Annotated in this window: 22 protein-coding genes and 1 pseudogene; 19 read left to right on the top strand and 4 right to left on the bottom strand. The window is 49.9% G+C overall.

What is annotated here, in order from left to right:
* Positions 1-232: 232 nt before the first annotated feature.
* The gene (locus QJQ48_RS23885; protein ID WP_346293758.1) at positions 233-667 is read left to right on the top strand and encodes a hypothetical protein; all 435 of its coding nucleotides are present in this window, start codon (positions 233-235) and stop codon (positions 665-667) included.
* 1,100 nt (positions 668-1,767) lie between these two features.
* Here the strand turns inward: QJQ48_RS23885 and QJQ48_RS23880 are convergent.
* Positions 1,768-1,977 (bottom strand): ribbon-helix-helix domain-containing protein, encoded by a 210-nt coding sequence (locus QJQ48_RS23880; RefSeq protein WP_346293757.1) that lies wholly within the window; start codon positions 1,975-1,977, stop codon positions 1,768-1,770.
* 183 nt (positions 1,978-2,160) lie between these two features.
* Between QJQ48_RS23880 and QJQ48_RS23875 the strand changes: the two genes are divergently transcribed.
* From QJQ48_RS23875 to QJQ48_RS23840, 8 genes are all read left to right on the top strand, one after another.
* Positions 2,161-2,904, top strand: a complete 744-nt coding sequence (locus QJQ48_RS23875) for a hypothetical protein (RefSeq protein ID WP_346293756.1) — start codon at positions 2,161-2,163, stop codon at positions 2,902-2,904.
* A gap of 54 nt (positions 2,905-2,958) precedes the next feature.
* Positions 2,959-3,183, top strand: coding sequence for a hypothetical protein (locus QJQ48_RS23870; RefSeq protein WP_346293755.1), 225 nt, complete (start codon positions 2,959-2,961; stop codon positions 3,181-3,183).
* On the top strand, positions 3,158-3,787 hold the full coding sequence (locus tag QJQ48_RS23865; RefSeq protein ID WP_346293754.1) for a hypothetical protein: 630 nt from the start codon (positions 3,158-3,160) through the stop codon (positions 3,785-3,787). Before QJQ48_RS23870 ends, QJQ48_RS23865 begins: the two co-directional genes overlap by 26 nt.
* Positions 3,788-3,842: 55 nt before the next feature.
* Positions 3,843-6,455 (top strand): hypothetical protein, encoded by a 2,613-nt coding sequence (locus QJQ48_RS23860; protein WP_346293753.1) that lies wholly within the window; start codon positions 3,843-3,845, stop codon positions 6,453-6,455.
* Positions 6,456-6,600: 145 nt separating this feature from the next.
* Positions 6,601-6,777 carry a hypothetical protein gene (locus QJQ48_RS23855; RefSeq protein WP_346293752.1) on the top strand — a complete coding sequence of 59 codons (177 nt, stop codon included), beginning with the start codon at positions 6,601-6,603 and terminating at the stop codon, positions 6,775-6,777.
* Positions 6,778-6,920: 143 nt separating this feature from the next.
* Positions 6,921-7,508 carry a hypothetical protein gene (locus QJQ48_RS23850; RefSeq protein WP_346293751.1) on the top strand — a complete coding sequence of 196 codons (588 nt, stop codon included), beginning with the start codon at positions 6,921-6,923 and terminating at the stop codon, positions 7,506-7,508.
* A gap of 42 nt (positions 7,509-7,550) precedes the next feature.
* Positions 7,551-8,213: a hypothetical protein gene (locus QJQ48_RS23845; protein ID WP_346293750.1), complete on the top strand. Its 663-nt coding sequence runs from the start codon at positions 7,551-7,553 to the stop codon at positions 8,211-8,213.
* Positions 8,214-8,426, top strand: coding sequence for a hypothetical protein (locus QJQ48_RS23840; RefSeq protein ID WP_346293749.1), 213 nt, complete (start codon positions 8,214-8,216; stop codon positions 8,424-8,426).
* 239 nt (positions 8,427-8,665) lie between these two features.
* Here QJQ48_RS23840 and QJQ48_RS23835 read toward each other — a convergent pair whose 3' ends face one another.
* Positions 8,666-8,857: a hypothetical protein gene (locus QJQ48_RS23835; RefSeq protein ID WP_346293748.1), complete on the bottom strand. Its 192-nt coding sequence runs from the start codon at positions 8,855-8,857 to the stop codon at positions 8,666-8,668.
* Between the two features lie 185 nt (positions 8,858-9,042).
* Here QJQ48_RS23835 and QJQ48_RS23830 point away from each other — a divergent pair, with 185 nt between their 5' ends.
* The 6 genes from QJQ48_RS23830 to QJQ48_RS23805 all read left to right on the top strand — a co-directional run bounded on the left by QJQ48_RS23830 (position 9,043) and on the right by QJQ48_RS23805 (position 12,183).
* Positions 9,043-9,318: a hypothetical protein gene (locus tag QJQ48_RS23830; protein WP_346293747.1), complete on the top strand. Its 276-nt coding sequence runs from the start codon at positions 9,043-9,045 to the stop codon at positions 9,316-9,318.
* Between the two features lie 67 nt (positions 9,319-9,385).
* Complete coding sequence (locus tag QJQ48_RS23825) at positions 9,386-9,865, top strand: Rad52/Rad22 family DNA repair protein (protein ID WP_346293746.1); 480 nt, start codon at positions 9,386-9,388, stop codon at positions 9,863-9,865.
* Between the two features lie 50 nt (positions 9,866-9,915).
* Complete coding sequence (locus QJQ48_RS23820; protein ID WP_346293745.1) at positions 9,916-10,146, top strand: hypothetical protein; 231 nt, start codon at positions 9,916-9,918, stop codon at positions 10,144-10,146.
* 22 nt (positions 10,147-10,168) lie between these two features.
* A complete protein-coding gene (locus tag QJQ48_RS23815) occupies positions 10,169-10,369 on the top strand; it encodes a hypothetical protein (protein WP_346293744.1) in 201 nt (66 codons plus the stop codon).
* A 213-nt stretch (positions 10,370-10,582) separates the two neighbouring features.
* On the top strand, positions 10,583-11,227 hold the full coding sequence (locus QJQ48_RS23810; protein ID WP_346293743.1) for a nucleotide-binding protein: 645 nt from the start codon (positions 10,583-10,585) through the stop codon (positions 11,225-11,227).
* Positions 11,224-12,183, top strand: coding sequence for a ParB N-terminal domain-containing protein (locus QJQ48_RS23805; RefSeq protein WP_346293742.1), 960 nt, complete (start codon positions 11,224-11,226; stop codon positions 12,181-12,183). The genes QJQ48_RS23810 and QJQ48_RS23805 overlap by 4 nt, the downstream gene beginning before the upstream one ends.
* A 91-nt stretch (positions 12,184-12,274) precedes the next feature.
* On the opposite strand, the gene QJQ48_RS23800 is transcribed toward QJQ48_RS23805, so the two are convergent.
* Positions 12,275-13,075 carry a glycosyltransferase family A protein gene (locus tag QJQ48_RS23800; protein WP_346293765.1) on the bottom strand — a complete coding sequence of 267 codons (801 nt, stop codon included), beginning with the start codon at positions 13,073-13,075 and terminating at the stop codon, positions 12,275-12,277.
* Between the two features lie 483 nt (positions 13,076-13,558).
* Between QJQ48_RS23800 and QJQ48_RS23795 the strand changes: the two genes are divergently transcribed.
* Together QJQ48_RS23795 and recD2 are read left to right on the top strand one after the other, a co-directional pair.
* Positions 13,559-14,389: an endonuclease domain-containing protein gene (locus QJQ48_RS23795; RefSeq protein ID WP_346293741.1), complete on the top strand. Its 831-nt coding sequence runs from the start codon at positions 13,559-13,561 to the stop codon at positions 14,387-14,389.
* 325 nt (positions 14,390-14,714) lie between these two features.
* The gene (recD2, locus tag QJQ48_RS23790) at positions 14,715-16,925 is read left to right on the top strand and encodes an SF1B family DNA helicase RecD2 (protein WP_346293740.1); all 2,211 of its coding nucleotides are present in this window, start codon (positions 14,715-14,717) and stop codon (positions 16,923-16,925) included.
* 164 nt (positions 16,926-17,089) lie between these two features.
* Here recD2 and QJQ48_RS23785 read toward each other — a convergent pair whose 3' ends face one another.
* Positions 17,090-18,637, bottom strand: coding sequence for a reverse transcriptase domain-containing protein (locus QJQ48_RS23785; RefSeq protein WP_346293739.1), 1,548 nt, complete (start codon positions 18,635-18,637; stop codon positions 17,090-17,092).
* Between the two features lie 734 nt (positions 18,638-19,371).
* On the opposite strand from QJQ48_RS23785, the gene QJQ48_RS23780 reads away from it, so the two are divergent.
* Together QJQ48_RS23780 and QJQ48_RS23775 are read left to right on the top strand one after the other, a co-directional pair.
* Entirely contained in the window at positions 19,372-19,563 is a 192-nt protein-coding gene (locus tag QJQ48_RS23780; protein WP_346293738.1) for a DUF2949 domain-containing protein, read from the top strand.
* Between the two features lie 32 nt (positions 19,564-19,595).
* Positions 19,596-19,709: pseudogene (locus QJQ48_RS23775) on the top strand (Uma2 family endonuclease); the annotation flags it as partial.
* Positions 19,710-19,783 lie beyond the last annotated feature (74 nt).

Raw genomic sequence — 19,783 nt, 5'->3', positions numbered from 1 at the left:
TCTTTCTCTCCATACCTGGACAAAACCTGGGACTGTCTGACGATTTTTCAGGTGCAATGCCCTATCAATCCACGGCAGCGCTACCTCTAATTTTTCGTAAAAATGTCGGGTAGAAGCCTGCATGGCTGGTATTGTAGGGCGATAGGCTTGGAAAGAACCTATCGTCTGAAGAGATTCTACCAGATTCTTTCTAAGTTCTTCTGGAAAAATGGCGGTTTGATGAATTTTTGCCGTGGATCGAATTAGTGTTGTTGATGCTTTCAATCAAACCTTGCAAGCCTTTAAGTCTGAAGGAATTACTGCTAAGTGGCTTGCTCAAGAAGGAAAAATTAGGGAAAATACAATTTCACTCTTCCGAAACAAGCAGCAAGAAATCACAACACAGACATTGCATCGCTTGCTAAGCGCCCTGCCAGCCGATGCTTATCTGTATTTCTGCTCCTTGTTGATCGAAGATGAATTATGCGGCAGTGATCCAGCAAGACTACGCTTGTTGAACAAAGCACTTCTTCTGGCTCAGCTCCGCGCTTTTATAGTTCAGGGAAGTGATGACGATCTTGCCGAGCTGTTTCTGGCAATTGCCGCTGGGTACCGAGATCGCTCCCCCTCAACTGATAACTCTCATCATCCATTGAGTGCCTCTACTGGTTCCACCATCCCAGAATGACTGTTCTTCAAATTTTAACTATCATCTACAACTCCCTAGACGATGACCAAAAAGAAGCTTTTCTCAAGAAGATTTTGAAACAGACAGATACAGCAACTGTTTTTGAGGTACTAGCCGAGAAGCACGTGTCTATTTCGCTCAAATCACAGCTCAGCTCTGATTCAGAATTTCTCAAATTTTTTTAGGATTGTTGCTGCACTCGCTAGTTCATCCTAAGAGAAGATACGTCGCAAACTCGATCTGTGTTCCTTGAATCGCCAAGCCGCGAGCCTACTCGATGTCGTCTTGTGATCTCATTGTTTTCGATTTAGTACGCTAGACACTTAGTGATCGCTCTCGCTTTTCATCACTACTGGGTAGCTGCCAAGGCTGACCACCTAGCTGTCTAACCTGATCTTCTAATCGATTGATATGTTCTTGCAGTATGTCAGGTTCAGAGTAGCTCTCACTTAACCGTTCTAAGTCAGTTTCTAGATATTGAATGCGTTGTGTTAAGCGATTGTTGTACTCCGTCTCACTTTGGTCAACACTAAAAGCCTTGTCAAGTCTACGCTCTAGGCTTTCGATAGCTAAAGCTGCAAGCAGCTGAGAGCTGACTTGTTGCCACGTGAACATTGATAAAGCTAGAACAGCATGACGACATTGAGGGGGATAGCGTTAATACGAGTCTCCCCTCTGGTTTGATCCGTCGCTTCAACCGCTATCCTCTCAAAAGCGCGATCCGTATAATCTTTACCTCGCAAGGCTTTGAATGCCTTTGACTGTAAAAAACGTCATGTGCTCATCGAATTCATGCCAATGCACTCAGCAGCTTGTAACTGAGACATTGGGTAAGAGTCATCAGGCGTCATGAAGCCTTCTATCGCAAGACTGCCGACGGATATTGTCTCTCTTTTAGCTTTATCTGTCATAAAGATCGTTTCAAGTAATTGTCTTGGCTAGCTTGGAACCTAAATGAGTGGTTCTTTAACTCTTTTGCATCGGGCGTATACCCTTTGCCCAGCAAAGCTTTGATGCTCTTTGAGTCCAAAAACCGTCAGGCAGTAATTTTGGGTTTGCTGATACATTCAGCGTTTTGAGTTTGGCTTATCCGATTGAGCTTACTTCGATTCACTACTGGTTTCTACTGGAGGAATAATCCCTTGTTGCCTGGCTTCCTCTACAGCACGCTCTATCAAAACCGCTGCCATTTGAGACATCGATCGTCGTTCATGGTCTGCAAGGGCCTTAAGCCCTTCTTTCAGTTCCTCTTCGACGAAAGCAGTAATCGTAACTTTAGCCATTTCAGCGGTTTGATCATCTGAAAACATCATACTCACCTAGTAGATTTTTTTGTGATCTAAATAAATTCTAACTAAACCTATTATGTTTCTAACAAAACTTGTTAGGATGCACTAAGATTAATTCGCAAGGAGGTCGAGCGACCTTCGAATGAATGTCACGAAAGGAACCCGAAAATGCTTAGAACTACTGCAAATACTGAATTTGAGACTATGGAACAGCTCCCGGCGCAAGCCTCCAAAGCTTTAAGCGAAGCTTCGAGCGAAGTACGAGCGAAGTCAGCAAGTGAGCTTGCTGATGAATTTGGCGTGTCCTCTCGGACTATTCAAGGATGGTTCAAGGTTATTCTTCAAGCTTACGTGTGGATTGGTGAGACAGAGTTGAAAACTGGCAGCTCTGCCAAAACTCGCTATACGCCGTACTGCCAGAAACTCATAGCCGAGTTCCGCCAAGCTTCAGAAGATATGTCTGCCGAGGATTGGATTACTTCAATTCATGAGCAAAATCCCAATTTGCTTCCGGTGCCCGAAGAAGAATTGCCTGTCAGCCCTACCAAAGTTTTCGAGGGTGAATTCTCTGAAGGCTTGACGCTGCATATCGGTTCTTCGCCTTCTTTACCGCCAGTGTCTAGCCCTGTTCCAGTTGCTAATGACGCTGCATACTTAGCTATGCAAGAGCAACGCCTAGCTGCTTTTGAGGCTCAGCAGCGGCAAGCTCTAGAGCACATGCAGCAGCAGTTCCAACGGACTCAAGCGCTCAATGCCCAGTACCGTGAAGCAATGAGCCTCAGCGATCAGCTTCTTTTACAGGAGTACCAACTTCGAGGCGTGCAGCTAGGCTATAGCGCTCTGCAAACTAAGCACGAGGCATTCAAAGCTACCGTTCAAGCTGCCGAAGCCGGCACGCTGCCGGGAAAGCCACAGCCCGGCGAGGAACCACCAGTGCAGTCAGCGTAGTTGTCTTAGCGATCGCTTCTGCACTTGCCATCTGGTTGTTTGCCCAGGCTCGCCATGAACCGTCTTGCCGAAGCTTTGATCTACCGTCATTTAGCGTTCAAGGAAGCTGTTGAACGAACTGAGCGAGCTGCGATTGATAGCGGCATTGAAGAGATCGCTGTCCAGATATCCGTCCAGCAAACCCGTCTAGCGGCTATCCGCGCTCAGCAAGCAAAAGTCGAATTAGCCCTGCATATCATCAGGAGAAAAATTAATGGCCGAAAAGAATCCTTTGACTAAGAAACGTACTCGTCGCTCCACTGCTAAGACTCCCCATGTCTCTGGAGGTGGTTTGACCCCTAGTACACCGTCCCAAATAGGTAATTTTAGTGATTCGATTGAATTGCCTTACAACATTCCGGCCCATGATCCCAATAGCCTGATTCCGTCTGATATCTATGATCCGGGTACTTCTTCTGCACCTCGGATGGAGCGCTCAGAAGCGGATCGGCGGATTGAAGACTATCACCAGATGATAGCGGCGCAGCAGGTCGCTGAAACAGGCTATAACTTCATCTCAGCGGTGATGAAGACGCACACGAGCTACCAGAAAGCTTTGGGAGATGGCTTTACGGCGTTGAAAGAGACGCTGACAACGCAGCGCAAACAGGTGAGTGCCGCGACTGCTGTTGTAGACCTGAGCACCGAGCGGCTTAAGTTTGCTACTGCCGTTCAGCGCAATGAGCAAGCCAACATCAAGCTGTCTGGCGAGCAGGTTAAGACAGGACTGCTGCAAGAACGGACGGACATCGAGCTTGTCAAAGTGCGCAACGAAATCCAGGGACTCAAGGCTCAAGCCCAGCAAGCCTTGATGAAGGCTCAGTCCTTAGAGCTATCTGCTTAACGAGACGGGACGCCCACTGGCGTCCCTCACTACTTCATTTCGAGGGAGCATCCTCATGAAAACGCAACGGGAACGCGGTAAAGAAGAGAAACAGCGCCACCAGAAGGTGCATTCCAGGTTCGGCTACCTGTCTACGCTGGTATGGCTGACCAGTGGAACGTCCCTATCGATTTCATTGCTCAGTGGCATTCTGTTTCAGAATCCGGGCATGGCGATCGCGGGGTTGGGGACGACAGGACTTTCATTTGCCGCTCTGAAGTCTAGCCGCGAACGCGCCACTCAGACCGCGATAACGCTGCTGGTGCAGAGCAACAACGATTGGGAGCATCGACTGGCAACCTTAGAGCAAGAGAGAAGCAACCAGGTTGAACGGCTGACCCGTGATCGTGATGCTTTGCAGGCATCACAGAGAGAGCTGATGCAAACGCTAACAGAGGCTCAAAGCCAAGCGAGCGATCGCCAAGAGCGGATGAAGGTTCTACAGACCGAAGCCAGCCAGATGACAGGACAACTGAGCCGTTTGCAAGTGCAAGTGGCTGAGCTAGCTGCTAGAGACAGCGCTAACCAGACGGAGCTAGGGCGGCGACGAGAGCAGGTCAAGACGCTCTCGCAGCGTCTAGCCCAGATGCAGGAGTCCCTCGAACAAGCTCAATCCCGTCTGAGTGAAAAACGCTATGACCTCGCCGTCCACCTAGACGCGATTGAGGTTCAGATCCTCGACGTTTGGAATCCTTTATTTCAGGGACTCATTGCCATCTGCGATCGCTTCGACCCGAATCGTCCGGTATCAGATTTGGAGTATGCGGGCAAGCCAGTCGAGCTGGAGGAGCCAGAGAAAAAGCGGTGGACGCACTACCGGGAGTCTCTGGTGGCCTATGACGCGGGCCTGCGAGATCGCGTCAAAGCTATGAGTGAAGAGTGCGATTGCCATGACGATGCCTACAGCTTCTTTCTGTCTCTTCTAGAGGAGATGACGCTGAGCTACTGCAAGCTCTGGTCGGGCATCCGAGACTTGGAACTCGGCACTACTCACGAAGGCGAGAAGCAAGCTATCTATGCTGAGTTTGAGCAACTACGCGATGATTACGTCTCGGAAGCGTCCCAGTGGGTCGAGCGGTCTTCTCAGGTTGAGGTCGGCTTCAACGTGATTGAGGACAGCTTCAAGCAGGAACTAGCCAGTTTGCAGCAGCGTATCGTGGACGCTGAAGCTTTAATTGAAGTGCTGCAAGCCCCCTGCCGCTTCCCTGGCGAAACGTCCATCGACAAGGCAGGCAACCGCCTGATTGAGCACTTTGCAGCCCATAGCGTGATTCTAGATGCGGTAGAGAGCGTCAAAGTACCGGGCGGTTTTCGGCTGCGCTTCAAAGTTGATCGAAATCCAGCCACAACCAAGCTCACAGATTCAGAGATAGACAAAATCTGCGATGAAGTGGGAGCCTGGGGCGTCTCTCAGCATCGGCTTAGCTCCGAGGACTTTGAGCTAGACCCGCGTAACTTCTTGCTGAGTGTTGATTTGTCTACTCCGGCTGGAGAAAGTCAGTCTCGCTCAGCTAAGAGCCGAAAGCGCTCAGCCCCCGGCTCGACAGCGGCCAAAGCAGAAGCCGTGGGCGCTGAGCTGGTAGCCGAGCGCTTCACGGAGCTGGTCTGCTACAGTGCGGCAGAGTTTGAGGAGGTTGTGGCGCTCAAGTTTGTACCCAGGGTGCGGGTCGTAGCCGGTTCGACCGGGGGCAAGTCGCCGCTGCTAGAGCTGATCGCCTGCGCGATCGCCCAGCTCCAGAAAGGTCAGCTCTGGCTAATCAACCCAATACCCGGCAGTCCCAAAGACTGGTTCCATGTGCCAGGGGTGGTGCCACCGGGGAGCGACGGCATCGAGGCCGCGATCTCATGGCTAGGGGAAGCCCACGCCGAGTTCCAGCGTCGCCGCAACGACCTGCCCGGAACCGCCAACAAGCCGTTCATCACGGTGATGGTGGATGAAATCAACGCGATCGCCCGCGACTACCCAGATCTGGGCCTAGTGATGAAAGATTTTTATCAGTTATCTGATCACACAAGGATGGGCTTCTTAACGGCAGGGCAGGGAGCGAATGTCTCTGGCGTCAGCGGTGGTTCTCAGGCCAACCGCAAGACCGGCAATGCTACCAAACTGATGGCAGAAGACTTTGAGAACGCCACGCAGGTTTTCACGGCGACAGCGGCGAAGGTGTGGATCAACAAGCATCTCAAGGGCAATCAGATGAAAGCTTTTGAGGAGCGCTTAGACGCGCTCAATCAGCTCTGCGTGGAGCTGAACGAGGTAGAGGGCAAGTCAGCGTACCCGACTGACCCCACCAGCAAAGTCGTTTCTCCCGATGCCTATCGGATAGCGCTGGTAGTCAGTCCCAGAGAAGCCGAGCCGTTCTTCATCCAGCTTCCGGCCTACAGCAGCTATGTCGGCCAGCTAGAGGGAGTCGAGTTCCCAGAGGGGGCTGAGGTGACAGCGCCTAAAGCGAACCAGATGTCTTTGGGCCTGCTAGACGGGGGGACTCCGCCTGACACTCAATGCGTCCACTGCGGCCACGACAGGTTTCGCCGCAAGGGGGAGTATGCCGATGGTCGGCTGCGTTATGTCTGCTCAAGCTGCGGACGTGTCCCTGTGCAGCTAGACGCCCCGGCTCGCCGTGGCTAAACAAAAACAGCCGTTTTCACTCAGTTTTACTTGAAAATCGTCTCGCAAAATGAGGCAGATGTCTCGGATGTCTTGGTAAATCACTCAAAAAGTCTAGGCGTCCAGGTCAATCCGTCTCCTGTGTCCACCCCAGTATTGAGAGGTCATGATGCCTACTGCTGATGCTCCAGCAAAACTTCACCGCGATGCTCTGCAAACGCTGAAAGAGTACGATCTGCGAGATGTGCTTGAGGCGCTTTGTTCAACTCATGGCGCTAGAGCGATTGCCAAAGAAATCAGAACGCTGCCAGCTCTCTCGCAAAAGGTGAGAGAGCTTCTATGACAGGCTGCTACCGACTGCACTTTGAGCCGCCAATCGCTCTCTGGAGCGAAACGGGAAATTACAAAAATCTCAAACCCCGGCCAAACCAACCAAAGCAGACCGGGGTTACCCCACAAAGCAAATAGCTAAGGAGCAATTCAATTATGCAACGTCAAACCGCCAGTTCGATCGTTCTAGGCAGCTCAGCTCTGGCTCTCATGCTGAGTTTGTGCCTGATTCCAGTTCACAAGAAGGCTGGTTTTCTAGCAACGCTAGCCACCAATAGTTTTTTGTTAGGCAGTCTCACGGTGATGCTGAGCGATCGCCGTCTGATTAGGAAGCTGTCTACTGAGCAAGAGCGGCTTGAGACTGATCTGGCTCAGATGGAGCAAGGATGTGATGAAGCTGCTGAGCAAGTTGTCCTAGCTGAAAAGGGGAAGGAAAATCTTCGCGGGCAGCTTAGCTGGCTAGAGCAGGAACTCCGTGAGCTTCAAACCCGATTGGTTGAACAGCAGGGACACAGCCAGCAGCTCCAAGAGCACAGCAGCGAGTTGCTGGCAGCTCTTACCAAAAGCCAGGAGTTTGTCGCGCAGTACGAACAGCTTTGCCCTGAATATCTAGAGCGTGCCACCGCCGCCGAGATGAAGGCTGAGATGTTTGAGATTGCCCTTCATCGCTCGCGCCTGGGAAGCGCTAGCCCGCTAGAGAGAAATCGCGCTGACGAGGCCCTGCTTGAAGCTACTTCTTTCTAAACCTCTCACTTCATTCCCTAGCAAATTCTTCAGGAACGACTTATGGATCCTATCTCTGATTTTCTGCCGACACCAGCGGTACAGCAGCTAGAAACTTTATTCGGTTCTAGATGGCGAGCGATGGCTTTGAAGGATCGGGTAGCTATTATTGCTGCGATCGCCAAGAGCCTATCAGCTAATCTCAAGGGCCTGGCCCTGCCCCCGCTGCCCGAGGTCTGCAAGGCTGAAGGCCATGTTTTTAGCGACTCAAGGATTGCGCCATTATTGAGGCAGCTCGATGGCGAAATCGAGTCAGGCAATGATTATATGCAGCTGATCATGGGTATTGCTGAAAGCTGCTCAAGTGAAAGGTTTACGCTTAACCCCTGCTCTATTCCCAGTCCTGTAAATTGGCCTGCTCTGACTCAGCAAGCAATGCATCTATTCCAGCAGGCGCAGCAAGCGATTGAACAAGAGCTACAAGCGCGAATTCAGTCCAATAGCGAGCTGGCCCAGGCCGTTTCGGGTCTAAAGAGTCAGCTTGAAGAGTTAGAGCAAACGCATCAGCGCTATCAGATAGAAACCGACCTGCTTAATTTGCTTCAGCAGCAGCAGAATAGTGAGCTATGGGCACTGGTCGCAAAAGTACAAACCTTCAGTACGCAAGCGGCTGATTCCTCTAGCGAGATTCCAGATTCACCCGCCGAGCCAGAAGCCGAAATATAGATGGAGGTAGGCGATCGCGTCGTGTTTTTGAGGGGCTGGCCGAGTCAGCGCTTCGGTGTGGTGTTAGACTTCCGCTGCTGCCGCAATCCACCCCGCGACCGGGTTGCTGTGGTGCTTTGGGATGCCGGATATATCAGCTTTTCCTTGCCAGAGGAAACAGAACTGGCGAATGAAGTAGGTCAGATTGCTCTGCCGCTGCTGAGCTTTGAATAACTTTGGAAAGAATATTTTTGAGGCTCATAAAGCTCTAGCTATTGCTAGAGTTTTTTCCTATCTTCTTGGCAGCGATCGCTCCAATACGAAATTACTACAGCCAGCACAAAAAGCCAAAAGAAGATAAACGCTCCTTCAATGCTCGCGGATGGATCTAGCAGATAGCCAGCAGGCCAATCGCCAGGAGTTATAAAGATCCTTCTATAAATTCTTGCTAGAGCGTTCTTAGGATAAAGAGCTTAGAGATAGCCGTCAGCCTGAAGTTTTTCAATGATAGCTTGTCGGATGTACTGGGCTTTGGCTGTGCCCATCTCATCAAGAATCTTTCCGACTGACTCAGGCATTTTGGTTCCATAAACTTTTCGGCCTAAAGCTTCTTCACCTTCAGGCTTGAAAGGAGTGAGTCCTGCAAACTGAGATTTTTTAACCATAGTGACTGATGCCTGCCTGGAGTGACAGATTCAAGGCAAATTTAGCATAAATCATACTGGTTAACCAGCGTTATAGCTTGCAATCACTGGTTAACCAGTGTATAATAAGGGTATAGAGCAAGAGAGGACACCTGCCACCAAGCTGAATGCCCTCTCAAGTGGTTGTTAACCCTGGAGATATTGTAATGCCTGTTGAAGTTGCCCTTGCTTACGAAGCCCAAAAGCGAGAACAAGCTGACACTGATCGCATTGAATGGACGCCCGAAGCACTCAATCCTGAAGCCGCTGAGGTTGAATCAGATTTCTATGCTCCTAATGAAAACAGGAAGTCTAGCCCTACTACGGAGGAACTAGCCTTTGCTGCTGAAGCGCGAGCAGAGTATTGGTTTGATTCACCTAACCCTGATCCAGCCACTGATCTTGACTTTTACATGGATGGTGATGATTGGTTGCTGTTCTAGATAAATCACTTAAGGGGCATCTCTGCCCCTAACAAAGCTCTGACACCATAATCATTTGTGAATAACTATGCAAAGTCAATCTCAAAGTGCATCCGCGCTGGTTCAGTTTCCTCAGTCTGCTAAAGCACCGATCCAGCCTCCTAGCAAAGTGGGTGAATGGAGCCTGCAGCAGATTCAAGAAGCCCTGAAGCGACCACTGCCAGCAAACTTGCTCAGCTCCAAGAAACGTGGTGGCAAGCGGATTACTTTCATTCACTGGTACACAGCCAACAGCATTTTAGATAAGTATGCTCCTGGCTGGACGTGGCAGATTATCAGTACACAGCTCTCTAGCGATCGCTTGTTTCTGGTAGGCCGTCTAACAATTCCTACCCGTGAAGGCCATATCTACCGCGAAGCGACTGGAACCGAGGAACTTAAGCGCCTCAATGATGATGGCGAAGAGGTAGAGCTAGCCTACGGGGATCCTTCATCCAACGCCGAAAGCAAAGCGTTTAGACGAGCGGCAGCGAAGTTTGGTCTAGGTTTGTATCTTTACAAAGATTAGCCTGCAACTGGGGGCAAACGCCCCCTTATCGTCACAGAGTAAAACTAGACATGCAACTTTGGAGCTACCGCACTTCTGTTTATTTTGATGAGCGTCGGAACTGCGTTCGTCGGGTAGAAAAGCTGCCGAGCGCTCTCTATCTAAGCGATGAGAGCTATGTACTGCCGCCTAGACCACTGCATGAGCGCGAGGGGCAGCAGGTTGGATGGACATTTGAAGGCACAGCCACGGAGATTTGCTGCCAGCTTGCCGATGTTCACTGGCAGTTCCTAGAGATTTAGAGAAGCCATTTGAGGAATAACGATGAACTTTTACCAGAAAGAACTCAAGCAGCTAGTAGGCGCTAGAATCCTAGCAGCCGATGTGGAAGGGGATTATCCTGACGCTTATCCTTACTTATTGGTGGAGCTTCCGAACGGCGATCGCCGCTATGTAGTAGCTCAAGCGGACGCGGAGGGTAACGGCCCAGGTTTCTTGCACATGGCTATTGCGACTGCGGCCTGATAATATTCAATCACAAGGATGTTTTTTGTCCCCTTTCGCATTCATTTTTCATCTCTCTAGAGCAGCCAATACCTTAAAAGACTTTTAGGTACTGCTACAAGCAAAGTGTTATTTTTGTGATTTTTCTGCCATTGTGCTGTGAGCTATAAAAACCGATAAAACGTTTTATCGGTTTTTGCCGGATAATTTGTAGTTGAACTCAATTTTGAACTAATGATCATTACTACTGCATCAGATAAGGGAGGTGTCGGAAAATCAACACTATCATTTCACCTGGCAGCAGCCATTGCAGAGGCTGAGAGAGCGAAAGTTTTGTTGATAGATGGTGATCCTAATCGTTCTGTTCTAAATTGGGCAGAGCGAGCTGCTACTAAAAATCTTCCTTTTACTGTTGTTGGCGAAAAGCAGGCATCAAAGTGGTTTCAACGCGGCAACACAGCCGAGCATGTTGTCATAGATACTCAAGCACGACCCTCCGATGAAGACTTGAGAGATTTGCTTGAAGATACTGATTTATTATTGGTACCAACTACGGCTCAAGCTTTAAGCTTGGAAGTTCTACCCAGGTTTTTGAGTAGACTTGCTACGCTTGGCTCAGATATTCCATATACCTTCTGTCTTACGATTGTGGACAGCCGCACTAAGGATGAACAGGAAGCGCGTGGTTTTTTGAGGCAACATGACCAGCCTGTTTTAAGCGGTTATATGCGGGCTTTTTCGGCTTATGCAAAAGCCTCTGCTCAAGGTGTTTTAGTACGAGATGCCCGTGTGGACAGTGGTAGAAAAGATAGTAATGCGGGCATCGCGTGGGCAGATTGTAAGGCAATTGCTAAAGAAATTTTAGAGGGTATGAAATGAGTAAATTTAAAAACATTGGCTCTTGGGGAACTTCTGCTAATGCTGTGTCTGAAGAAAACAGCCCTACAAAGCTAATCGAGGGAAGACTAGATCGAATCCGTTGGGGGCGCAAACAGTATCGCTCCTACACAGAAGAAAGCCATATTCAGCAGATTATGGCAAGTATTCAAGAGCATGGGTTTAGCGGTAGCCTACCAGTAATTAGAGTAGAAGATCCTCAGCATGATTATGAATACCTCGGAGGGCACACCACTGGAGAGGCTCTTAAGCGCCTTGGATACAAAACGGCTTTGCTCTCTGTAGAAAGTATAGATAGTCCGCTAAAGTTGGCTGAGTTCTCATATCAGCTTAACGGAGCTAGTAGACCACTTAATGCAATTGACGACTCTAACGCAGTCTTAGACATTCTCTGCGAGGCGCTATTAGCTCAGGGTGAAGTAGTTAATTTAGATGAGCTATCCGCGTTGATTAGGCAAATTGCACGTGGTACTTCTAAAGTTGATGAGCATAGAGTTAACTGTATCAAAGAAACCTGGGAGCGCAATCAGTTCGAGATTTCAATTCAAAGCTTTGCTTCTAGCCGTCTTCCTCTCCTACAGCTTTCAGAAACACTGCAAAATTCTATAAAACAAGGGATGTCACCAGCAAGTGCTTTGGAAATTAGCAAGATTGAGGATGAAGCTGTCAAAGCTGAGCTAATTGAGAAAGCTAAAGGCATGTCAGTCGCTGAAATTAAAAATGCTGTTAAAGATACTAAAAATAAGGAGACTCTTCTTCCGTCGCCTCTTTCCAAAAATGAGCATGAAGAATGGACGCCTATCAAAGCCTTTCAAGAAGCCACCAGAAAAGTAAAAAAAATTGATTTTGAGACTATTCCTAAAAGAAAGCGCAGTAGTCTTGAAAGAGCAATTGGACGAGTCATTGAACTTGTTGAGGAATTAGAGAAAAACTCTTGAGTAGATTCGTCATGTTGGAATCATTCTTCATAGACAAACAATTGCTGAAGCTTACTCATGTTAGATCATTGCCATATCGCCTTAACGAATATTATTTATACGCTGCTGTTTTGAAGCCCGCGATCGCCTGCTGTCTCTTCGCCTGCCAGCTATCAGCTAGCTGCTGCAACTCCTTTTGGTGAGGTTGAATAGCTGGATAGTCCTCAGCATTCTGACAGAGGCGGCGCAGTTCATCAGCCCATTGCCCATAGCGGGATTGGCCGATAATCCCGGCTGTTGTCTGTACATAGTTAACCAGAATACGCGGGTGAATAGTAAAAGCATTGTGGCCCCACTGCTCAAGACACTGAAGAAAGTATTCATAATCACAAAAGATGCGAAACTCTGGGTTCCACCAGGGGCAATCTACTTTTCTGTGGACAAAACCATTGCTATCAAATGGGACTTTTTGCCGAATTAGCTCGGTTGCCGTCGCAATTATAGACGGAGAAATGAAGCTGCTTCCGGCTGCTGTATCTAACTCCCGTCGCCGTCGCTGCTGCACCATAGAACAGTGAATGTGGGGGTGCTGCTGAAAGAAGCGTAAGGTCTGAGCAGTAAACTCAGGCGCGAGTATATTGTCATCGTCAAGATAGGCGATCAGTTCTCCGGTCGCCTGCCGCAAGCCCAGGTTGCGGGCATGGCAAAGCCCGAAGCCTGCCTTCGGGTGAGCTATAGGTAGATGAATGATAGGGAAAGGTGCCCTCAGCGATCGCAGGATTTGAGTTGTTCCTGGATCTGCGCCATCATTAACGACAATCCATTCAAAATTTTCTGCTTCTGTCTGCTGAGCTAGAATGCTGGGCAGTGCCCGCTGATGTAGAATCTGTGCCCGGTTGTAGGTGGCAGTAATAAGTGACAGTGTGAGCGTGTTATTGAACTACTTTACCTTCTCTGTAGTGACTGCAAGCCTTCTCTATATTTACATTTAGCTAGCTGTTGCTGATAGGGAATAATCAGAGAGACTCTGTCAGTTTGCAGCTATGGCTAATGAGAACAAGAAAGAAGAGGCCGCTTACTATAATCGTGAGCCAGTATATCAGTCAGGGCGCGAGCTGAGCCTATCAGAAAAGGAGCAGCTCTTAAACTGGCATCCACTACTGACAGGTTGCTGTCCTGAATGTAAAGCTAAAATTGCTTATGAGCCAACGCAGGTTGATTGGCAATGTCAGCAATGTGACTGGAGACTAACAAGGAGAAAACAGTAGCTCCTAAATTGACATATTCCTTATCACTCAACGTTAAGAACGCTGTAGGTGACTAGATTCACCAAGCTGTTTAGAATCAGTTCAAAGTTTGATCTGGGAATGTTAGGAGAATAGTTCCAGGGGGATCGATGCCTTCGCCAGCCAGTGAATCTAAGTCGCTAGAATTCCATTTTGAAGAACACGGTAGTTCAACTGCAAATACCATCGTTCCGATTGGCGGCAATTTGCCTTGTTCTTTTCAGGTGCCCACCAGCAAGCTGTTGGATGTGATTGTATCCTTGAGTCCCTCTGGCCGAACTCTAACTGGCAAGGCCAAGAAAAAGGCGCGTCAGCAGGCGAATGCGTGGTTGTACAACAGAACGCGCCCTGGCTTTTGCTTTATGGTCAAGAAAAATGTGTTCCATCTGGCCTATGCGGGGCAGCCAAAGGGAGCTGGAACTCAGCACCACTGGCACATTTTCTGTATTGAGGCTTATCGCTCACAAGTTGAGCAAATTATCCGGGGTACAGCTTTAACAGTTCCTACTCCTCAACGTGAGCAGAGTCATGGTGGGGGCAACTATACGAAAGAGTGGGGTGGGTTGTATCTACGCTCAGAGGCAGAAGTGCGAATTGCCAAAGCACTTGAGCAGACTGGACTGCTCTATTTCGCTAATGCTCGTGGACGAGTGAATCTTCAAGACACGGTAGTTAGCAATGGCCAGCTCACGGGCAGAGTGGAAGCTGACTTCATGGTGTTCTACCAAGGCGTTTGCCTGATTTTAGAAGTTGATGGACAGCATCATAATGAGCAAGACCAAGCTGTACGCGATTATGCGCGTGATCGGGTTTTGCTGAGAGCTGGTGTTCCTACTGTTCGGTTTACGGCCAAAGATTGCTTAGAACATCCTCAGAAGGTTGTAGCAGAGTTTTTGTCCATTTTGTACGAGCAGCGTAGCGCTAAAACTACAATGCCCTAAACTGAACTTTGCTAGGGATATCACAGGCATGTCCGTAATCTGGAGCGCGATCGCTGGGTGCAGGATTATTCTCTGCTTACTCCGAAGTTGATAGCAATAGATCCTGGTTTGCGAGCTGAATCAATGTTCTCGTAGCAGCGGCAAAAGCCAATTAAAGCTAGGCGCAATTTTCAGATTCTTAGGTAACATATAAGCGCGGTTGTTACCTAAGAAAATATAGGCAATATCAGTCAGAGGCATTGGAGTCGCTAGCTTGTAGGAAAATGGGGTGAGCACTTTGGGATCGGGTAGCGTAAATTTGAACTAGAGTTGTTGCCAGCCGTAGATGAAGCAGCTGCCTCAGATTGAATCTTTGCAGGGCGTTGTTGAACGCATCACTTACCATTCCGAAGAATCGGGCTACACCGTGGCGCGGCTGAAAGCGCCGCGTACCCGTGACCTAGTAACGATTGTAGGCAACTTCGCCAACGTGCAGGCCGGGCAGACGCTGCAGATGCAGGGCACTTGGCGCGAGCATCCCAAGTACGGCCCGCAGTTCCAAGTCGCTCAATATCGCGAGACCAAGCCTGCGACGCTGACGGGCATCGAGAAGTATCTGGGCAGCGGCCTGATTAAAGGCGTTGGCCCTGTGACCGCTAGGCGCATTGTGGCTCACTTCCAGCTCGATACGTTAGACATTATCGAGAACGAGATTGAGCGGCTGATCGAGGTGCCAGGGATAGCCAAGAAGCGGGTAAAGCTGATTCAAGCGGCTTGGCAGTCGCAGAAGGCGATCAAAGAGGTGATGCTGTTTTTGCAGGGGCATGGCGTTTCCACGACCTACGCCGTCAAGATCTACAAGCAGTATGGTGATGAGTCGATCGCCAAAGTGACCGAGAACCCTTATCAGCTTGCTACCGATGTCTACGGCATTGGCTTTGTGACTGCCGATGCGATCGCCCGCAATCTGGGTATAGCCCCGAACTCGGAGTTTCGCTACCGGGCCGGGATTCTGCACGTGCTCAGCGAAGCCGCCGAAGAAGGTCACTGCTTTCTGCCTCAGCCAGAGCTAGTGGAGCGCACCGCAGCGCGGCTAGCGCTGCCAGAACATCGAGCTGCGCCAGAAGACATCTTAGCGCTGACCACTGAGATGGCCATAGACGCAGAACTGATGCTGCAGGGGGGCAGCGGTGAATTTCAGGGTCAGTTTCTCTGTTATGCTCCCCCCTTCTTCCATGCTGAGCAGGGACTGACCAACCGAGTCAAGCATCTGCTGAGTCAAGCGCTCTTTGTCGATGTGCCGCGCGTAGAGCACTGGATTGATCGCTTTAGCGCCAAGACAAAGCTACAGCTATCGGAGCAGCAGCGACAGGCAGTGGTGATGGCAGCCTCGCAGCGGTTGCTGATTCTCACCGGCGGTCCTGGTGTGGGCAAGTCGTTCACCTGCCGCACCATCGTGGCGCTGTGGCAGGCGATGGGCAAGACGATTGAGCTAGCCTCTCCGACTGGACGAGCCGCCCAGCGCCTCAGTGAGCTGACAGGTCAGCCCGCTCGGACAATTCATCGTTTGCTGGAGTTTGACCCGAAGCAGATGAAATTCAAGCGTGACTTAGAGAACCCAATACCTGCCGATGCCATCGTGGTAGACGAAGCTTCGATGCTGGATCTGTTTCTGGCCAACTCGCTGTTCAAGGCGATCGCGCCACAGACGCAGCTATTGCTCGTGGGTGATATCGACCAGCTGCCGAGCGTGGGACCCGGAGCAGTGCTGCAGGATTTGATTGCATCTGGGCAGATTCCAGTAGTGCGGCTGACGCAGGTGTTCCGGCAGGCGCAGGCATCGGCGATTATCACCAACGCTCACCGCATCAATCAGGGCCACTTCCCGCAGCTAGAGCCAGTAACCGATCAGCCGCGCAGTGACTTTCTCTGGTTCGAGGCAGCCGAGCCAGCGCACGGTGTCACGGCAATCCAGGATGTGATCACCCATCTGATACCGACGCTAGGCTTTGAACCCGCGAAAGACGTGCAGGTGCTTTGCCCGATGAGCCGAGGCGAGGTAGGGACACGTCAGCTCAACCAAACGCTGCAGCAGTTGCTGAATCCGCCTAGCCTCGCCAAAGCCGAAATTGTCAGGGCCGGCATGACGCTGCGAGAGGGCGATCGCATATTGCAGCAGAAGAACGACTATGACCGCGAAGTCTTCAACGGTGACCTGGGGGTGATCACCGCGATAGATGTTGAAGAAGCAGAAGTGATGGCTCAATTTGGCGATCGCCAGGTGAGCTATGACTACGCCGACCTGAACGAGATCACGCTGGCATTTGCCACGACGATTCACAAGTCCCAGGGCAGTGAGTATCCAGTGGTGATTCTGCCAGTCTTCATGCAGCACTATGTAATGCTATCGCGCAACCTGCTCTATACCGGGGTGACGCGGGCCAAGCAGTGGGTCATTCTGGTGGGAGCACAAAAGGCGATCGCGCTGGCCGTGAAGCAAATCAAGTCACAGCAACGCTATACGAGATTAGCGTACCGTTTATGTTTAGATGCTTAGCTCTAGTTGGCCGATGCTGAACTTCATCTTTGCTAGCAAGAATCGTTCGGTTGGGTCGGAGGAAGTGTTACCACTTCGCCCCTCCCATTTAGATCCGGACGTGCGACTTTCACCGCATCCGGCTCCCGACTACCTGAGCTAATTCCAGCCGAGTGAGGAGAGAATTAGCGTTTGCCCATGTGGATATAATCGTGACAAGATTCATGGACGGCTAAACGGTTGTTTATCGCCCAGTTGTTCCGGTCACCATCGATGTGATGAAGGTGAACTTTTTCACCCTCGATGAATGCCAGATGGCATTGTCCACATGTATGGTTTTGCCTGCGGAGCTGCTGAACCGTCGGCCCATCATGCAGCTTAGAATTTCGCTTACTCCAATAGACAACGTCGCCGTCAAAGGGTGAGCGGTCGCCCTGTACTTTGACGTGGCCAAACTGTTTGTATCCAACCGTGGGGAAAGCCTTATCCCTCAACGCCATGGCGCTGTAGCGATCCTGCTTTCGCTCACGATTGAACCGCTTAAAGGCTCGAAACTGCATTCCCCATAGCGAGAAACGCGAACCACTCATATCGCAATATTTATGGTAGTTTCGCCACCCTCTTACTAGCGGTGCTAGCTTGATAGCTTTAAGTTTGGCTCCATAATTCGAACTATTGACGATGGCCTTGACTTTCTTACGGAATGCTTTGAAATTATCCTCTGAAGGGATGCAGACTAGCTTTCCGTCGGATCTCACCTTAAAGTTCCATCCTAGAAAATTGAATCCATCGGTCGCGGGGACGATGTGCGTTTTTGAGGCTTTTGTTTTTAAGCCTCGTTCCTTTAGAAATACGTCAACTTCTTTCAGTACGTCCAAAGGTTCCTGTTCTGGATAGAGAATAAACACCATATCATCCGCATACCGGATACAGGTGTTCATGAGCACCTTCCGATTCCATTTCGGTCGGTGGGCACCAATGGTCTCTACACCGTGTAGTGCGATATTCGCTAATAGCGGGCTAACTACTCCTCCTTGCGGAGTCCCTTGATTCGGAAAGCTTGGATCGGTGCCTGCTCGCAGACATCTTAACAAGCCTCCCTTGATCATTTGGGGAGCGATGGTTAGCCGAAGCAACGCACTATGGTCAATTCGGTCGAAGCATTTCTCGATGTCTAGCTCTAAGATGATTTTATGGAGACCATAGTTACCTCTGAGTAGATCAAAGATTGCCTTTTGAGCATCCCATGTGCCACGACCTGGTCTAAACCCATAGCTGTGACCTTGGAAGATTGCTTCGTGGGCAGGTTCTAGCGCGTACTTGACTAAACATTGCCAAGCGCGATCCGAGATTGTCGGAACCTTCAGCATACGAGTCGTTCCATCCTTTTTGGGGATAGGAATCTGTCGCAGCTTTTGGTGGTGCCATGACGTCCCATGACGTGCCAGTTGCTCGACTAATTCAAAATGTTCGTGATGTTTCAGCGCTAGTTTCCCATCTATTCCAGCGGTCTTACGACCTTGGTTTAGTTGGGTAACCTGTCGAACTGCCAGAAATTGAGCACTGCGGCTTTTCAGGATCAGCTTTTGGAGCTTCCTGGCCCGTCTCCGGTCATTCGCTCGAACCGCTTTCCACACTCGCTTTTGAAGGCGGAAGAGTATCTTGCGATATTGCTTCCAGGGCTGTTTAGCCCACGATTCACTATCCGCTTTGGGGCGAATGTGTCTAACCATACGCTTCTCTAGTAAATGCGTTCTGATAACCTCAGTCCAATTACGGACTGTCCTACCCGGTTCTAAGGGGTTCCGCATCCCGTCTTGCCTACTGCGGTTTCGACCTGAGTCCACAGACCTTAGAGCCGTTTTTCTTCGTTCCCTCTATCGATTGACTGATGACTTAGGACGATCCAATTCACCCCTTTTGCCCTCTCGGGGAAGCTGCTAACTTACACAAATTGCAGCGAGATTATCGACAGTGTGGTCAGCATGAGTTAGTCAGATTGCTGCCCCAAAATCGGATGCTTTTCTAGGATCTGTTTATCCGTATCATCTCCCGTTTGCCCCAGGGTACCTATCTGCTTCGGCTCCCTGATTGGGCGTTAGAGCCAACTTTACTCTGTAGAATTCCGGGTCTACTCGGTGTGGCCCTTGGAGTCAGTTGTTCCCCTAACTGGTGGGACTTGAACCCACATCGATAGAGAGTTAGGTCACCGGGAGGCCGGTCAACCCCTTGGGTTATGGGCTTTCTGGATATACCGTGGCAGCCTTTAGCCAAGAACGAATCGTTCGTGTAAGTTTTTGTGTAATCAAGCTGCGATCGCAGGGCAGTCTATCTATGGAATATTGTTCCTGCAGGCTGTATCGATATGAATGTGGGATTGACTTTCATAAGAGAGACAGACTACTCAGAAATTTCACCTTTGACGGCTATACTACGCCCAGCAGGCTGTAACAGGCAGGACGATGCGATGAGTCAGCAGGCCCAGCTGGTTGAATATCTGCAGCAAGAACTGGCGGTTCCGTCAGAAGCGATTGCTTTGGGACTGCGACAGTCGGCTGCGATGCCAAATCTGTTGCCAATGGTGCTGTGGCAGTATGGGCTGGTAACAACGGCTCAGCTAGAGCAGATCTTTGACTGGTTGGAAGCGAGGGTAAGTTAGATTGGACAGGAGTGGGTCGCAGGAATTAGATTATGGTTCAAACTGCCGCAAGCCCTGATGTCTTATATCCTGATGCCGACGGTCAACCAATGGCAGACAACACTAAGCAGTACCGTTGGATTGTGCGTTTGATGACTAATCTAAAGTGCAGTTGTCAGCGTTTCTACTCAGACTTCAAAGTTGGAAAACTTAATGAAGGGATGAGTCATTTTTCCTAGAG

Origin of the sequence: Sphaerothrix gracilis Ecp01 (assembly GCF_030405905.1) — a bacterium.
Taxonomy (GTDB): Bacteria; Cyanobacteriota; Cyanobacteriia; order Phormidesmidales; family Phormidesmidaceae; genus Sphaerothrix; species Sphaerothrix gracilis.
The sequence above is the reverse complement of the archived record's forward strand: the minus strand, read 5'-3'. Positions and strand labels throughout refer to the sequence as shown.

What these genes read in the sequence shown, in the direction of transcription:
- QJQ48_RS23815 (WP_346293744.1), top strand. Translation starts at nt 10,169, where the DNA reads ATGAACTTTTACCAGAAAGAACTCAAGCAGCTAGTAGGCGCTAGAATC.
- QJQ48_RS23840 (WP_346293749.1), top strand. Translation starts at nt 8,214, where the DNA reads ATGGAGGTAGGCGATCGCGTCGTGTTTTTGAGGGGCTGGCCGAGTCAG.
- QJQ48_RS23810 (WP_346293743.1), top strand. Translation starts at nt 10,583, where the DNA reads ATGATCATTACTACTGCATCAGATAAGGGAGGTGTCGGAAAATCAACA.
- QJQ48_RS23865 (WP_346293754.1), top strand. Translation starts at nt 3,158, where the DNA reads ATGGCCGAAAAGAATCCTTTGACTAAGAAACGTACTCGTCGCTCCACT.
- QJQ48_RS23870 (WP_346293755.1), top strand. Translation starts at nt 2,959, where the DNA reads ATGAACCGTCTTGCCGAAGCTTTGATCTACCGTCATTTAGCGTTCAAG.
- recD2 (WP_346293740.1), top strand. Translation starts at nt 14,715, where the DNA reads ATGAAGCAGCTGCCTCAGATTGAATCTTTGCAGGGCGTTGTTGAACGC.
- QJQ48_RS23855 (WP_346293752.1), top strand. Translation starts at nt 6,601, where the DNA reads ATGATGCCTACTGCTGATGCTCCAGCAAAACTTCACCGCGATGCTCTG.
- QJQ48_RS23880 (WP_346293757.1), bottom strand. Translation starts at nt 1,977, where the DNA reads ATGTTTTCAGATGATCAAACCGCTGAAATGGCTAAAGTTACGATTACT.
- QJQ48_RS23875 (WP_346293756.1), top strand. Translation starts at nt 2,161, where the DNA reads ATGGAACAGCTCCCGGCGCAAGCCTCCAAAGCTTTAAGCGAAGCTTCG.
- QJQ48_RS23820 (WP_346293745.1), top strand. Translation starts at nt 9,916, where the DNA reads ATGCAACTTTGGAGCTACCGCACTTCTGTTTATTTTGATGAGCGTCGG.
- QJQ48_RS23805 (WP_346293742.1), top strand. Translation starts at nt 11,224, where the DNA reads ATGAGTAAATTTAAAAACATTGGCTCTTGGGGAACTTCTGCTAATGCT.
- QJQ48_RS23780 (WP_346293738.1), top strand. Translation starts at nt 19,372, where the DNA reads ATGAGTCAGCAGGCCCAGCTGGTTGAATATCTGCAGCAAGAACTGGCG.
- QJQ48_RS23860 (WP_346293753.1), top strand. Translation starts at nt 3,843, where the DNA reads ATGAAAACGCAACGGGAACGCGGTAAAGAAGAGAAACAGCGCCACCAG.
- QJQ48_RS23830 (WP_346293747.1), top strand. Translation starts at nt 9,043, where the DNA reads ATGCCTGTTGAAGTTGCCCTTGCTTACGAAGCCCAAAAGCGAGAACAA.
- QJQ48_RS23795 (WP_346293741.1), top strand. Translation starts at nt 13,559, where the DNA reads ATGCCTTCGCCAGCCAGTGAATCTAAGTCGCTAGAATTCCATTTTGAA.
- QJQ48_RS23835 (WP_346293748.1), bottom strand. Translation starts at nt 8,857, where the DNA reads ATGGTTAAAAAATCTCAGTTTGCAGGACTCACTCCTTTCAAGCCTGAA.
- QJQ48_RS23850 (WP_346293751.1), top strand. Translation starts at nt 6,921, where the DNA reads ATGCAACGTCAAACCGCCAGTTCGATCGTTCTAGGCAGCTCAGCTCTG.
- QJQ48_RS23845 (WP_346293750.1), top strand. Translation starts at nt 7,551, where the DNA reads ATGGATCCTATCTCTGATTTTCTGCCGACACCAGCGGTACAGCAGCTA.
- QJQ48_RS23825 (WP_346293746.1), top strand. Translation starts at nt 9,386, where the DNA reads ATGCAAAGTCAATCTCAAAGTGCATCCGCGCTGGTTCAGTTTCCTCAG.
- QJQ48_RS23785 (WP_346293739.1), bottom strand. Translation starts at nt 18,637, where the DNA reads ATGGTTAGACACATTCGCCCCAAAGCGGATAGTGAATCGTGGGCTAAA.